The 15034-nt window shown below is 71.4% G+C and carries 11 protein-coding genes; 8 read left to right on the top strand and 3 right to left on the bottom strand.

The window, feature by feature from the left end:
- Positions 1 to 4: 4 nt before the first annotated feature.
- Positions 5 to 1042 carry a LacI family DNA-binding transcriptional regulator gene (locus ABD331_RS13795; protein ID WP_344474393.1) on the bottom strand — a complete coding sequence of 346 codons (1038 nt, stop codon included), beginning with the start codon at positions 1040 to 1042 and terminating at the stop codon, positions 5 to 7.
- Positions 1043 to 1215: 173 nt separating this feature from the next.
- Here ABD331_RS13795 and ABD331_RS13800 point away from each other — a divergent pair, with 173 nt between their 5' ends.
- Genes ABD331_RS13800 through ABD331_RS13820 form a run of 5 tightly spaced genes read left to right on the top strand, consistent with a single transcriptional unit; the run spans position 1216 to position 10697 of the window.
- The gene (locus tag ABD331_RS13800; protein WP_344474395.1) at positions 1216 to 4383 is read left to right on the top strand and encodes a family 78 glycoside hydrolase catalytic domain; all 3168 of its coding nucleotides are present in this window, start codon (positions 1216 to 1218) and stop codon (positions 4381 to 4383) included.
- A 27-nt stretch (positions 4384 to 4410) separates the two neighbouring features.
- Entirely contained in the window at positions 4411 to 5301 is an 891-nt protein-coding gene (locus ABD331_RS13805; RefSeq protein ID WP_344474397.1) for a carbohydrate ABC transporter permease, read from the top strand.
- The gene (locus ABD331_RS13810) at positions 5298 to 6122 is read left to right on the top strand and encodes a carbohydrate ABC transporter permease (protein ID WP_344474399.1); all 825 of its coding nucleotides are present in this window, start codon (positions 5298 to 5300) and stop codon (positions 6120 to 6122) included. The genes ABD331_RS13805 and ABD331_RS13810 overlap by 4 nt, the downstream gene beginning before the upstream one ends.
- A gap of 39 nt (positions 6123 to 6161) precedes the next feature.
- Complete coding sequence (locus ABD331_RS13815; protein ID WP_344474401.1) at positions 6162 to 7604, top strand: ABC transporter substrate-binding protein; 1443 nt, start codon at positions 6162 to 6164, stop codon at positions 7602 to 7604.
- Between the two features lie 6 nt (positions 7605 to 7610).
- Positions 7611 to 10697: a DUF5722 domain-containing protein gene (locus ABD331_RS13820; protein WP_344474403.1), complete on the top strand. Its 3087-nt coding sequence runs from the start codon at positions 7611 to 7613 to the stop codon at positions 10695 to 10697.
- Between the two features lie 41 nt (positions 10698 to 10738).
- Here the strand turns inward: ABD331_RS13820 and ABD331_RS13825 are convergent, their stop codons facing one another.
- A complete protein-coding gene (locus ABD331_RS13825) occupies positions 10739 to 11104 on the bottom strand; it encodes a hypothetical protein (RefSeq protein WP_344474405.1) in 366 nt (121 codons plus the stop codon).
- A gap of 27 nt (positions 11105 to 11131) precedes the next feature.
- Positions 11132 to 11767, bottom strand: coding sequence for a TetR/AcrR family transcriptional regulator C-terminal domain-containing protein (locus tag ABD331_RS13830; RefSeq protein WP_344474407.1), 636 nt, complete (start codon positions 11765 to 11767; stop codon positions 11132 to 11134).
- A 69-nt stretch (positions 11768 to 11836) separates the two neighbouring features.
- On the opposite strand from ABD331_RS13830, the gene ABD331_RS13835 reads away from it, so the two are divergent.
- From ABD331_RS13835 to ABD331_RS13845, 3 genes are read left to right on the top strand one after another with little or no spacing between them, the layout of a single operon-like run.
- Positions 11837 to 12787 carry a zinc-binding alcohol dehydrogenase family protein gene (locus ABD331_RS13835; protein WP_344474410.1) on the top strand — a complete coding sequence of 317 codons (951 nt, stop codon included), beginning with the start codon at positions 11837 to 11839 and terminating at the stop codon, positions 12785 to 12787.
- A 31-nt stretch (positions 12788 to 12818) separates the two neighbouring features.
- Positions 12819 to 13997 carry an FAD-dependent monooxygenase gene (locus ABD331_RS13840; RefSeq protein WP_344474412.1) on the top strand — a complete coding sequence of 393 codons (1179 nt, stop codon included), beginning with the start codon at positions 12819 to 12821 and terminating at the stop codon, positions 13995 to 13997.
- A 47-nt stretch (positions 13998 to 14044) separates the two neighbouring features.
- Positions 14045 to 14974 carry a hypothetical protein gene (locus ABD331_RS13845; protein WP_344474414.1) on the top strand — a complete coding sequence of 310 codons (930 nt, stop codon included), beginning with the start codon at positions 14045 to 14047 and terminating at the stop codon, positions 14972 to 14974.
- Positions 14975 to 15034 lie beyond the last annotated feature (60 nt).

Here is a 15034-nt window from a genome sequence, read left to right on the forward strand (position 1 = left end):
GTACCTAGGTGGTCGTGGACGCTCTGACCATGAGCGATGGCTGGAACACGATCTCCTGATGCCAGTGGTTGGCGTCGCCCCGCGAGTCGGTCAGCAGCAGCTCCGCCGCCGCCTGCCCGAGCTGCTGCTTGGGCTGGCGGATCGAGGTCAGCGAGGGTGACAGCAGCGCCGCGAACTCCACGTCGTCGTAGCCCATGACCGCCATGTCGCGCGGCACGCCGATGCCGCGCGACTCCAGCCCGCGCAGCGCGCCCAGCGCCACCGTGTCGTTGACGCAGAACAGCGCCGTCGGCCCCTTGCGGCCGAGGGACAGCCGCTGCAGCGCGGCCTCGCCCTCGTGGGGGGTGAGGGCGGGCAGGGTGATCTCGGTGATCACCTCGTCGGGGTCGAGCCCGGCGGCGCGAACCGCCTTGTGCAGGCCTTCCCGCCGGTCGGCGCACTGCCGCACGATCGAGGGGCCGTTGAGGAAGGCGATGCGCCGGTGCCCGAGCGACAGCAGGTGGCCGCCCGCCAGCTCGCCGCCCCTGACGTTGTCGACCGCGACCGCGCACAGTTGCGAGTCGGCGCCCGGCCGGTCGAGCAGCACCACGCCGACGCCGCGCCCGCGCAGCTCGACCAGGTGGGAGATGTCGGGCCCGGCGGGCGTGATGAGGATGCCCGGCACCCGGTGCTGCTCCAGGACCTGCAGGTAGTAGGCCTCTTTCTCGAGGGAGTCGCTGGAGCTGCAGAGCATCAGGAGCAGGTGCTCCTGCGACAGCCTGGTCTCGATGCCGGGCAGCACCTCGCTGAAGAACGGATTCCCTATGTCGCGCACCATCACGCCCACCGACCGGGCGGTGCCGCCGCGCAACTGCCGGGCGGGCGCGCTGGGCACGAACCCGAGCGTCTTGATGGAGGCGCGTACCCGGCGCAAGGTGCGCTCGGCGACCAGTTCCGGCCGGTTGAGCGCGTTGGAGACCGTTCCCACGGACACGCCGGCGTGGGCGGCGACGTCGACCATGCTGAGCCGCCGACGCTCGGCCGGCTTGTGGATGTCGGTCACCGACGGAGAGCCCCTTCTCGTCACCTGGCAGAGGCCGTCAGTGTACCTCTTGAAATGTTTCAGTTAGACGACGGTTCCATGTCCCCCATGTGTGGGGGCATTGACGTGACTAGCTCGCGCTGCTTACGGTGCGCTGTACTTAAAAGGTTTCAATTCCTCTTGGGAGCCCTTTCATGCAGCTCGCCGTGACCGACATGCGCGTGGCAGGACTGGCCGAACCTCTCGGCCTCGACGTGGGCGCGCCGGAGTTCTCCTGGCGGATCACCGGCGCCGGGCGGGGGCGGGCGCAGAGCGCGTACCGGATGATCGTGGCGGAGGAGTGCGACCCGGTCGGTGAGGACGCCGCGCTGGTGTGGGACAGCGGCGTGGTGACCTCGCCGGCCACGTTCGACCTGCCGTACGGCGGCGCGGCCCTGCGCCCGAGGACGCGCTACCAGTGGCGGGTCATGGTGGCCGACGAGAGCGGCGCGTGGTCCGGCTGGAGCCCGGCGCACTGGTTCGAGACCGGTCTCGGCGACGCCACCGGATGGACGGCGGGCTGGATCGGCACGCCCGTGGTGCCGGGCTCGGAGCGCCTGCCGTCGCTGGAGAACGTGCCGCGCATCTGGGTCGCCGACCCGCTGGGGCCCTCCCCCGCGCCGGTGGGGGCGTTCCGCACCCGGTTCACGGTGGCGGGCGGCGCCCGGCCGCTGTCGGCCTGGCTGGTGATCGGCGACGGCTCCGACAACACCGACACCAAGGGCAGCGCCGAGGCGTACGTCAACGGGGCGCCGGTCGCGGGGGAACGGCGGGACGGGGCGTTCGTGGCCGACGTGGGCGACCTGGTGGCCTCCGGCGAGAACGTGCTCGCGATCAGGGCGGCGGGGCCGGGGGTGTGCGTGCGGCTGGAGGTCGTGGTCGAGGGACGGCCCGCGCTGCCGCAGCTCGTGCCGGTGGCCGGGGAGAGCGCGGTCACCGTGACCTCCGGCGGCCGGTGGCGGGCCGTCGCCGGCCCTCAGCCGGGGTTCGAGCAGCCCGGCTTCGACGACGCGGCGTGGCCGCTGGCCGAGGAGGCGGGGCTGCACGGCGACCCGCCGCTCGGCCGCGAGCCGATCGGCGACCGGCCCAGCCCGTACCTGCGGCGCGAGTTCGGCGTGCCGTCGCCGGTGCGCAGGGCCCGCCTGTACGCCACCGCGCTCGGCGTCTACGAGCTCCACCTGAACGGCACCCGGGTGGGCGCCGACCATCTGGCGCCCGGCTGGACCGACTACCGGCACCGCATCACGTACCAGACCTACGACGTGACGGCGCTGGTGTCGGAGGGGCGCAACGCGCTCGGCGCGGTGCTGGCCGACGGCTGGTACGCGGGCAACATCAGCTGGTTCGGCTCCTTCCAGTACGGCCGCCGCCTGGCCCTGCGCGCGGAACTGGAGATCCTGCACGACGACGGCACCCTCACCCGGGTGCGCACCGACCCCGAGTGGCGGGCGTCCTCGGGCGCGATCCGCTACGCCGACCTGCAGAACGGCGAGCGGCAGGACCTGGCCGCCGAGCCGCTCGGCTGGAGCGCGGCCGGGTTCGACGACGCGGGCTGGCTGCCCGCCGTGCCCGTGAGCCCGCCCGCCGGCCGGCTGACGGCCGCCGTCGCGCCGCCGATCCGGGTGCACGAGGAGCTGGAGCCGGTGGCGGTGTGGGAGCGGAGCCCCGGCGTGTGGATCGCCGACTTCGGGCAGAACCTGGTGGGCTGGGTCCGGCTCACCGGCCGCGCCGGACGCGAGCGGCCCGTCGTGCTGCGGCACGCGGAGGTCCTGGACCACGAGGGCGGGCTGCACCTGGCCAACCTGCGTTCCGCCCGCGCCACGGACGAGTTCCTGCCGCGCGGCGAGGAGCCGGAGACCTTCGAGCCGAGGTTCACCTTCCACGGCTTCCGCTACGTCGAGGTGTCGGGGCTGCGCGCGGCCCCCGAGGCGATCACCGCCAGGGTGGCGCACGCGGCGATGGCGCCCGCCGGCGAGTTCACCTGCTCCGACGAGCGGCTGAACCGGCTGCAGCGCAACATCGTGTGGGGGCAGCGGGGCAACTTCCTGGCCGTCCCCACCGACTGCCCGCAGCGCGACGAGCGGCTCGGCTGGACGGGCGACATCTGGGCCTTCGCCCCGACCGCGCTGTTCAACTACGACGCCGCCGCGTTCCTGCGGAGCTGGCTGACCGACGTGATCGACGCGCAGGGCGACGACGGCGCGGTCACCCACGTGGTGCCCGACGTGCTGTCCGGGCGCGGCCTGTCGCCCAGCGCCAGGGAGGCGGGCTCGCCCGGCTGGGGCGACGCGCTGGTGCTGCTGCCGTGGGCGCTGCACCGGCTGCGCGGCGACACCGGGGTGGTGGCGGCCTGCTTCGAGCCGATGCTGCGCTGGCTGGCGTACCTGGACAAACGCTCCGACGGCGGGATCTTCCCCGAGGAGGGGTTCGGCGACTGGCTGTCCATCGGCGCGGAGACCCCGAAGCGGCTCGTCGGCACCGCGATCTTCGCGCTGTCCGCCCGGCAGCTCGCGGGGCTCGCCGCCGCGCTGGGCCGCGACGCGGACGAGCGAGCCTGCCTGGAGCTGTACGAGCACGTCAGGCGGGCGTTCCGGGCGGCCTTCGTGGAGGGGCCCGGCGTGCTGGCGAGCGGGACGCAGACCGCGTACGTGCTGGCCATCACCGCCGGGCTGCTGGAGGAGCACGAGCTGCCCAGGGCGGCGGCCCGGCTCGCCGGGGACGTCGAGGCCAGGGGCAACCACCTGTCGACCGGGTTCCTCGGCACGCCGTACCTGCTGGACGCGCTCACCTCGACCGGGCGGCTGGACGTGGCCTACCGGCTGCTGACGCAGGACACCTTCCCGTCGTGGCTCTACCCGGTCGTGCACGGCGACGCGACGACCATGTGGGAGCGCTGGGACTCCTGGAGCCACCACCGGGGGCTGCAGGACCCTGGCATGAACTCCTTCAACCACTACGCCTACGGGGCGGTCGGCGACTGGATGTACCGGACGGTCGGCGGCCTGGCCCCCGGGTCGGCGGGCTACGCCGACGTCGTCGTGCGTCCCCGTCCCGGCGGCGGCATCGGCTGGGCGAGGACCGCGCACCGCACCAGGCACGGCCTGGTGGAGATCTCCTGGCGGCTGGAGGACGGCGGCTTCGCGCTGGACGTCGTCGTGCCGCCCAACACCCGCGCCGAGGTGCACGTGCCCGCCCCGCCTGAGCGGGTGACCGAGGGCGGCGTCCCGGCGGCCGAGGCGCAGTGCGTGAGCTTCGACCGGCTCGACGGCGGGGCCGCGGTCTACCGGGTCGGCTCGGGCTCCTACGCCTTCCGCACCTCCTGAAGGCACCACCTGAAAGGCACTTCCATCGTGACCAGCACCAAGGCGCGCCGCCGGATCCCGTGGAGCGTCTATCTCGTCCTTCTGCCCACCTTCGGGCTGCTCGGGGCGTTCGCGTACTATCCCGCGCTCAACGGCATGGTGCACTCGCTGTTCGAGTGGCGGCCCGGCTTCGACTCGCCGTTCGTCGGGCTGGAGAACTACCTGACGATGCTCGGCGACGACCTGTGGTGGGCCTCCTTCCGCAACATCGGCGTCATCTTCGTCTGGGCCGTCACGCTCATGTGGGTGTTCCCGCTGCTGGCCGCCGAGCTGGTGATGTCGCTGTCCAGCGAGCGGCTGCGCTTCGTGTTCCGCACGCTGCTCATCCTCCCGCTGGCCTTCCCCGCCGTGGTCAACGTGCTGCTGTGGCAGTTCATGTACGACCCGCGCGACGGCGTGGTGAACAGCCTGCTGCGCGCCGTGGGCCTGGACGGGCTGGCGGGCAACTGGATCGGCGACCCCGACACCGCGCTCGTCGCGCTGATGACGATCGGCTTCCCGTGGGTGGCGAGCCTGCCGTTCCTGGTCTTCCTGTCGGCGCTGCAGAACGTGCCTGCGGAGATCTACCAGGCCGCCGAGGTGGACGGCGCGGGCCGGCTGCGCCGCTTCTGGAGCATCGACCTGCCGCTGCTGTTCCGGGACGTCAAGCTGCTGTTCGTGCTGGCCGTGATCTCGGTGCTGCAGTACGGCATGCAGGCGCACATCATGACCAAGGGCGGCCCCGACAACGCCACCCAGGTGCCCGTCCTGCGCATGCTCGACGCGGCCTTCCTGGACACGAGCTGGGGGTACGCGGCGACGCTCGGCACCGTGCTGTTCGCGCTGACCCTGGTGGTGAGCGTGGTCGCGCTGCTGCTCGGCAGGAGGGCGGAGGCATGAGCCGCACCCGCAGGATCGACCTGGTGGCCGGCACGCTGCTGGCGGTGCTGGCCTTCGCCGGGCTGTTCCCGTACCTGTTCATGGTCGCGGCCTCGGTCAAGGACAACGAGCAGTTCTTCACCAGCTACTGGGCGCCCGCCTGGCCGCTGCACCTGGACAACTACGCGGCGGCCTGGGGCCAGGTCAGCCCGTACCTGTTCACCTCGTTCGTGGTGGCGGCGCTGGCCATCGTCGGCACGATGGTGCTGGCCCCGGCGGCGGCGTTCGTGTTCGCCCGTTACCGCTTCCCGGGCCGCACCGCGTTGTTCGGGATGGTCGCGGCGCTGCTGATGGTGCCCTCGATCACCAGCCTGATCCCGCTGTTCGTGCTGATGCGCGACCTCGGCATCCTGGACAGCCGGCTGGTGCTGATCGTGCCGCACGTCACCGCGAACACGGTCTTCGGCATCGTCGTCATGCGCACGTACATGGCGCAGATCCCTGAGGAAATCTTCGAGGCGGCGCGCGTGGACGGGGCGGGCGGCGTCCGGCTGTTCCTGGCCTTCATGCTGCCGCTGGCCCGGCCGGTGATCGGCACCGTGGCGCTGATGACGGTGCTGGGTGTGTGGAACGACTACTTCTGGCCGCTGCTCACGGTGCAGACCGACGAGTTCCGGACGATCCCGGCGGGGCTGGCCTTCTTCGCCAGTCAGAACGCGCAGCAGTGGGGCCCGCTGTTCGCGGGTTACGTGCTGGCCAGCCTGCCGCTGGTGGTGCTGTTCACGTTCCTGTCCAAGTGGTTCCTGGCGGGGATCCAGGGCGGCGTCGTCTCCGGCAAGTGATTGAAACGTATCAACTTGATAGAAGGGAAACCTGCTCTCATGCGAACACCCCCCAAGAGCGGGCTGGCGGCCTGCGCGGCGCTGCTCGCGCTGACCGGTTGCGGCCTGCTGGGCCCTGGCGGCTCGTCCGGGTCCGGGACCGACGGCAAGGTCACGATCACCCTGGCAGGCCCCAACCAGTGGAACGCCAGCGGCAGCAGCTTCGGGCCCGCCTGGGAGTCGCTGATCGACTCCTTCGAGAAGCGCGAGCCGGGCATCGAGGTCAAGACGCAGGTTCTGCCGCTCGACGGCTTCATGCAGACGATCACCACCCAGCTCGCCGCCGGCACCGCGCCCGAGCTGGTCTTCAACCAGCCGCCGCACAAGGCGCACGAGGTGCACGCGCTCGACGCCGAGTTGCAGAAGCCCAACCCGTACGTGCCGGGCAACCAGCGCTGGATCGAGGTGTTCCGCGAGGACTACTTCGGCCCCGGCGTCTCCAAGGCGCTCAGCAAGGAGAGCGGCAAGCTGGAGTACATCCCGTTCAACCTGGTCGCGATCGGCCTGTTCTACAACAAGGACGCCTTCGCCAAGGCGGGCGTCGACCAGCCCCCGGCCACCTGGGAGGACTTCAGGAGCGCCTGCAAGAAGCTGAGGGACGCGGGCTTCGACCCGGTCGCCCTCGACAAGGGCGGCCTGGCCGCGGGCTGGACCTGGGAGGCGGTCAGCACCCAGCTCATCGACAAGTACCACGACGACTGGAACGTCTTCGACGCCACCGGCAAGCCCGGCAAGGCGCCGACCGTGACCGAGAAGTCGATGAGCAAGGTGATCAAGGAGGGCAGGCTCACCACCAAGACGCCCGAGGTGGCCGAGTCGCTCAAGCTGTACAAGGAGTTCTTCGACTGCGGCACGCCCAACTGGACGGGCGTGGCCGACGGCGGCGCGACGGTGGGCTACCGCGACTTCGTCTCCGGCAAGGCCGCCATGTCGTGGGGCACCGACTTCGCCGTCGAGGCGCTGAAGAAGGACGCCAAGTTCGCGCTCGGCACGATGCCGTTCCCGACGATCACCAAGGCCAGCTCGCCGCTGTCGTCCGACGCGCCGGCCCGCTACGGCGCGTCGATCGGCGGCACCAGCTACATGATCCCCTCGACGGTCAAGGACCAGAAGTACGCGGCCGCGATCAAGTTCCTGCAGTACATGAGCTCGCCGGCGGTCAAGCCCTGGCTGGACGCGACCGGCGGCCTGCCCGCGATCAAGGGTGTCGAGCCGTCGGCCGAGACCGCCGGGCTGATGGAGGGCGAGTGGGGCAAGCCGTTCCGGGTGACGGCGCTGCCCGGCGGGCCCGAGGGGACCTCGTTCCGCGACGTGTTCGACGGCTACCTGCTGGGCGAGCGGTCGCTGGAGGAGGAGCTGACCGACCTCGCCAAGTGGTGGGACCGCGGCATCGAGGCGGGGATCAAGAAGAACGCCTGGGGCGACGAGGACTGGGCCAAGTAGGAGGACATGAGAATGCGTTTATTGATCGCCCTGGCGCTGGCGATGCTCTGCGTCAGTGTGCCCGCCCACGCTGCGGTGGAAGGCGGGGTGAGCGGGGTCGAGGTCGGCGAGAGCACGATCACGGTCACCGGCACCGCCCCGGGACCGGCCGAGCTGTACGCGCTGGACACCTGGCAGGACACACACTCAGGGGAGGAGCCCGTCGCCACCGTCCAGGCGGGCGAGTTCCGCGTCGAGGTGCCGCGGATGGACGGCGACCAGGACCGGCTCTACGACAAGTTCCTCGCCGTGGGCTCCGGCGGCCCTCTCGGCGAGGTGCACTACGCCGACAAGCTGAGCTTCGCCGCCGCCAGTCAGGCCCCGTACCCCGAACTGCCGGGCAAGAAGGGTCTGCAGGTGCAGATGACCGACGACGCCGAGGAGATCGGCGTCCAGCACGCCGGCATCAACCTGGCACTCGACTCGGTCATGATGGCCGGGCCCGGCGCGCCGGGCAACACCATCGAGTTCGTCTCCCAGGGCAGGACGTACTACTTCGACCGGGGCGCCGTCGCCGGGCTGGACGCCCAGGTCAAGCCGCTGTCGGACAACGGCGTGCTGGTCAACCTGATCGTGCTGGTCTACAACAGCGGCGCCGCGAACTCGGCCGCCCGCAAGCTCATCCACCCCGACGCCGAGCTGGGCAAGGGGACGGTGTACGCGTTCAACACCAAGACGGCCGAGGGCGAGGCGTACTTCACGGCCGCCATGGAGTTCTTCGCCCAGCGCTACAGCCAGGCGGACGAGCGGTACGGCCGGGCGTGGGGCTGGATCGTCGGCAACGAGATCGACGCCCAGCAGTTCTGGTACAACATGGGCCCGCAGGACCGCGACGTCTTCCTGGAGCAGTACGCCAAGGCGATGCGGCTCACCGCGCAGGCCGTCCGCAAGGCCGACGCCAACGCGCGCGTCTACACGTCGCTGACCCACTTCTGGACGGGCGCCGCCAACGCCGACCCGAAGTACACCTACAAGGGCCGCGACGTGGTGGACGGGCTCAACGCGCTCACCAAGCGGCAGGGCGACTTCGCCTGGAACATCGCCTACCACCCGTACCCGGAGAACCTGTTCAACCCGGCGTTCTGGCACGACAAGACCGCCACGGGCAGCTTCGACACGATGCGGATCACCTTCAAGAACATCGAGCTGCTGCCGCGCTACCTGGCGCAGGAGCACCTGACCTACGGCGGCGAGCGGCGCCGGGTGATCCTGTCCGAGCAGGGGCTGAACTCGCAGGACTACTCCGCCAAGGAGCTGGAGCTGCAGGCCGCGGCCTACGCGTACGCCTACTACAAGGTGGCCTTCGCCGACGGCATCGACTCCTTCATCCTGCACCGGCACGTCGACCACAAGCAGGAGGGCGGGCTGCGACTGGGCCTGTGGACGTGGGACGAGGAGCACAGCGCGGCGTCCAACGCGGGCGAGCGCAAGCCGATCCACGAGGTGTTCGCCGCGATCGACACCGAGCGGTCGCTGGAGGTGACCGAGTTCGCCAAGAAGGTCATCGGGATCTCCGACTGGAAGGACGTCATCCCCGGCTTCGACCCGGCCGCGCTGGCGGTGCGCAAGCCTCCGGCCACGGTCGGGACGCAGCTCGACGCCAAGCCGGTGGCCGAGCGGGTGATCTCCGGCTTCGAGAGCGACACCGGCGGCTGGCGGCCCTCCGACAACGCCGCCGCCGTGGAACGGGTGGCCGTGGACGGCGGGCACGCGCTGCGCGTGCGCTTCGAGCGTGACCTGCCTGGCTGGTCGCAGTACGCCAAGTCGTACAAGGGCGCCGACGTGCTGTTCGCCAAGCCGCTCGACGCCTCCCGCACCACGCAGCTCTCCGTGTCGGTCCGGGTGCCGGAGAGCGCCGACGACGGCTTCAAGCCGGGCAACGTCTTCACCGCCAAGATCCGCGCGTACGGGCGCGACGGCGCGGTGGCGGAGGGCGTCGGCGCGATCGACCCGGCGCTCGGCTGGAACCGGCTCACGCTCGACCTGTCCCGCTGGGCGCCGCGGGACGCGATCTCCCGGGTCAAGGTCTGGGTGCGGGGCTCGGTGGGCTCGGACTGGGCGGGCTCGTACGAGCTCGACCGGCTCAGCCTGGCCGCCGTCGCGCTGCCCGGCAAGGACCGGCGCAACGTCGAGGTCACCGCGGCCACCGGCGAGCGCGGGCGGATCGGCTCCACCGTCACCTTCACCGTCACCAACCGGGACGTCCTGCCGATGGCGGGCAAGGTGAAGCTCACCGCGTGCGACGGGGTGAGCGTCGACCCGGCCGCCCTCGGCGTGACCGGCCTGCGCACCGGCGCCGCCCGCTCGTTCGACACCGCGCTGACCGCGTACGCTCCTGCGAACCAGGACTATCCGGTGGTGTGCGCCGCCTACCTGGGGCACTCCCAGCGGGTGACGTTCCGGCTGCCGCCGGAGGCCGCGTACGTGCCGCCCGCCCCCGACGCCTTCGCCAACCAGGAGCTGAACGACGGCTTCGACCAGGCCGGCGACTACCAGACGCACCGGGTGGAGCCGGAGAACAAGGAGCTGCCGCAGGTGAGCTACGCGGGCGGCGCCCTGTCGGCCGCGCACCCGTCGGCGGGCTGGTTCGGCATGATGTCGTCGGGCGTGGCACCCCGCAACCCGGCGTTCAGCACGGCCATCACCGTCAAGAGGTTCCAGGGCGACTCCGCCGACATGGACACCGTCTACACGGGCCTCGTCAAGGACGGCAAGACGGACGTGGCGGCGTTCTACGTCAACACCCAGAAGTTCGCCGGCTTCGAGGTGCGCGGGCCGCAGGTGCCCGGCGGGCTGGCCGTCTTCGGCGTCAAGCAGGGCGTGAGCATCCCCGACGGCGGGCGCTTCGCGCTGTCGCTGGTGGGGCAGCGGGCGGCCATGTACGCCGACACCGGCTCCGGCTGGGAGCTGATCACCGCCGCCACGCTGGAACACCTGCCCGCGCTGTCGGACCCGGACGTCAGGGCCGGCTACCGCTACGGGTTCGGGGTGCGCGGCGACGCCGGTTCGAGCCCGCTGGTGCTCGACGCGGTGGAGGGACGCAGCATCTCCTGACCCGCACGGCCCACTCGGTCGTCGTGTTCCCGTTCAGGATTTCAGCTCGAGCCTCTTCCTCGACGCGCCCGGGAACACGACGACCAGGTGCTCCTCCCCCACCTCAGCACGAGGGTGTACGCCACTGCCAGGTACAGCAGCCCGCGCAGCGCCTTCGCCCTGCCGTTCAGCGGTCCCGGGGCGGGGGTACGAAGGATCAGCCACAGGAGGGCGCCCTTCACCAGGGCGATCGCGAGCAGCGCCACGATGTTCGCGGTGTCGAGATCGCCTCCCCCGCTGCTGTACGGTGACCATCGCGCGGCCATCCACAGCCAGCGGTCGCCGAGCGCCAGGCCCGCGAATGCCGCGATGACGACCAGGCTTACCAGGCCGGTTCTGGCGATCCGCCATAAACCATTCGGAGACACGGAACGCGATCTTAGCGTTCGGGGCCGTCAGCGCGTCCGGGCCGCGAGCCCGTCGAGAACGACGGCGAGCTGCCGTTCGAACCTCCGGTCGCCGTCGTCGCGCAGGTGCCCGGCGGCCTTGACCAGCTCGGCGCCTTCACCGAGCCACGCGTCACGCTCGGCGACCGAGTAGCGGCCCGGGTCGGCGGCGGCGGACTGGCCGCGTTCCTGCTCCTCGATCACGAAGCCGACCACGAACGCGGTGATCAGATCGACGGCGTCGTCCGCCTCGGCCAGCGAGAACCCGGCGGCGGTCAGCCGTTCGAGCCAGGGGTCCTTCGCCTTCACCACCTCGGGGTCGGAGAACCGCGTACCGCTGAAGATGCGCGCGCCGTCCCGGTGGAGCAGGTACTCCGCGCGCAGAACGCGGGCGTAGGCGGCCATGCCGTCACGCCAGCCCGCGCCGGGGGCGATCCCGGAGAGGGCGGCGATGACGCGGCGCATGACGAAGGTGCTCATCTCGTCGAGCAGCTCCTGCTTGTTGCGGACGTGCCAGTACAGCGCGGGTGCTCCCACCCCCAGCCGGGACGCGAGCGCGCGGACGGTGAGTGCGTCCATGCCCTTGTCGTTGAGCAGTTCGAGTGCCGCCGCCACGATCCGTTCCCGCGTGATGCCCTTCGCCACGGTTGACACCTTAACAAAGTTCAGGCACGGTGGACGACGTCAGAATTGAACTTAGTTCAGGAGCGTGTCATGCGTGCCGCAGTCGTCAACACCCCGGAATCGACCCCCGTCTGCGCGGACTTCCCCGACCCGGAACCCCGGCCCGGCCAGGCGCCCCTCAGGCTCGTGGGCGCCGGTCTGCACCACGTCGTGCGCGGGCTGGCCACCGGCCGCCACTACGGCAGCGGCCAGGCCTACCCGCTCGTGCCGGGCGTGGACGCCGTGGCCAGGACCTCGGACGGGCGGCTGGTGTACACGGGGCTCGCCCGGTCGCCGTGGGGCACGATGGCCGAACGGCTGGTCACGCCGTTCGAGGTGGAGGTGCCCGCCGGGGCCGATCCGCTCGCGGTCGCGGCCGGCATGAACCCCGCCGTGGCGGGCTGGATTCCGCTGGTCGCCCACCGGAAGGAGGTCGGTGAGCTGGGCAGCGTGCTGGTGCTGGGGGCCACCGGCATGTCGGGCAGCCTGGCGGTGCGGGCGGCGCTGGCCCTCGGTGCGCGGCAGGTCGTGGCGGCCGGACGTGATCGGGAGGCGCTGGAACGGCTGCGCGGCCTCGGCGCCGTCACCGTCCCGCTCACGACACCCGACACCACGACGCCCCTCGCCGCCGCGGTCGCCGAGGCGCGGCCCACGCTCGTGCTCGACTTCGTGTGGGGCCCCGTCGCCGAAGCCGCCTTCGCCGCACTGGGCGGCAAGCCCCGCCCGGACGACGACAGCACGATCAGCTACGTACAGATCGGCTCACTCGCCGGAACCGAGGCGGCGCTGCCCGCCGCACTGCTGCGCAGCCGGCGGATCCGGATCAGCGGCAGCGGCGCGGGGTCGGTCTCGAAGGCCGAGATGATCGCCGCGTTCCCGGACATCATCGCCCGGTTCGCCGACGGCACCTTCGACGCGCCGTACACCGCCTACCCGCTCAGCCGCGTCGGCGAGGCCTGGGCGCACCAAGGCCACACCCGCGCCGTCATCGTCCCCGACTGACCGAAACCCACCCGAAAGGAAAGGCGGCATCATGCACAGACGCGCATTGGTCGTCGGGCTCGGCATCGCCGGCATGTCCGCGGCGATCGGGCTGCGGCAGGCCGGTTGGCAGCCGGTCATCGTCGAACGGGCCCCGCAGCGCCGGACGGGCGGCTACTTCGTCGGCCTCATGCCGGAGGGCAGGCAGGCCGCCGCCGACCTCGGCATCGCCTCCCACCTGCACACCCGCAACCCGCCCGGCGGCGGCAAGGCCTGGTCGCTGACCCGGCGCGGCGCCCGTGAGCCGGGCCTGGGCTTCCTCCACCAGCCGGGCGACCCCGCCGCGGTGGTCCGCGGCGACATCGAAGCCGCCCTCTGGCAGGGCCTCCACGAGGACGAGACCGGCATCGACCTCCGGTTCGCCACGAAACCCGTCGAGATCGACGACACCGGCACCGACGTCCGCGTGCTGCTGGAAGACGCCGGCGGGTGGTACCGCGAGAGCTTCGACCTGGTCGTCGGCGCCGACGGGCTGCGATCGAGCGTGCGCCGCACGGTCTTCGGCCCGCACGAGCACTACATGACCGACTGGGCCGCGATGATCTGCGCGTTCCAGCTCCAGGAGCAGGTGCCGTCCTTCGCGCGGGCGGACAGCATCATCAGCGCCCGCGCGGGCCGCGGAGCGCTGGTGTTCGGCTTCGCCGACCGGCCCCCGACCGCCCTGCTGACCTACCGCACCGAGGACGTCGAGAAACAGTTCACCGGATCGAGGCTCGACCGGCTGCGCGCCGCGTTCTCCGGCATGGACGACCCCGTGGTGCGGCACGCCCTGGACGCCCTGGAACAGGCGCCGGAATTCCTGTTCGACTCGGTGCACCAGGTGAAGATGCCCCGGTGGAGCAGGGGCAGGGTCGTGCTGGTGGGCGACGCGGCGTGGTGCCTGAACCTCTACTCGGGCATGGGCGCCACCTTCGCCCTCCTCGGCGGCGCCGAGCTGGGCCGGGCGCTTCGGGACAACCCCGGCGACCTCTCCGCCGCGCTGGCCGCCTGGGAGTCGCGGCTCCGCCCGTCCGTCACCAGGCATCAGCGCCTCGCCCGGGTGAAGCGGCAGTTGTTCGTGCCGTCGAACCGTCCCGCCGAAGCCGTCCGCTCGGTGGTCGTGCGGCTCGCGGCCGCGGCGCGAGAGCGGCGGTCGGCGAAGGGCCGCGCCGCGCAAGCGAGCCCGTCCTGACGGTGAGAGGCTTCCAGTGAACCTTTCGTCAGGACGGGAGGCGGCACATGGCACACGAGCCGTCAACAGAACGCCACGAGCAGGACGACGAGTCGGCGAGCAGGTACAGCCTCTACCCGCTATGCCGTTGGACCACCACGGTGATCCTTCTGCAGTATGGCTTCGCCAAGGTGTTCGGCGCCCAGTTCACCATTCTCGACTCCGAGCTCGACAAGCCCATGGGCACGGTGAGCGGGTTCTGGCTGACCTGGTATTACTTCGGCTACTCGCCGCTCTTCGGCAATCTGATCGCAGCCCTGCAGATCGGCTTCGGTCTGGCGCTCGCCTTCCGCCGCACCACCCTGCTCGGCGCCACCGGGGCCGCGGCGCTGCTCGGCGGAATCACCGTTCTGAACGTCTCGTACGCCATCGCCCTCGACGCGATGCTGATCGCCATGATCGGCGCGGTGTGCTCCGCCTACCTGCTGTGGCAGCACCGCCGGGAACTGGCCGCGGTGTTCTGGCACGACCAGAACCGCATCGCGCCCGGAGCGCGACGCGCACGCCCGCGCCGGGTCCACGCCGGCGTCGTCGTGCTCCTGGTCGCCGGTGCGGCTTCGTGCTCCTACCTCGTCGCCGACCACAACAACCGGCTGCCCACTCCACTGGACGGCACCTGGGACGTGACCGCGGGCGACTTCCAGCCGACGGGATTGCCCGGCCCGGCCGATCGCGTCTATTTCGAGCACAATCGTGCCTACCAGGTGGTTCTGCGCAGCGGGAACACCTGGCAGACCCACCATTTCGAGATCGATCCGGCCACGGCCACGATCCGGATCTGGCGAACGTGGCTCAGCAAAGGCGAGGAGTTACTGTCCGGACGATATGACCTCAGCGCCGGCCGACTGGTGATTCGCGGCACGGATCTGACCACGAGACGGCCGCTGCAGTGGGAGATGCGGTCCGTTCCCTTCGAACGGCTCCGTCCCGGCGCGTGAGCACGTCCGGGCGGCGCCGGCCGGGCCGGAGGGGTGCCCGCGAGAGGAAGAGCGGCTCGC

Source organism: Nonomuraea monospora, assembly GCF_039531895.1.
Lineage (GTDB): Bacteria > Actinomycetota > Actinomycetes > Streptosporangiales > Streptosporangiaceae > Nonomuraea > Nonomuraea monospora.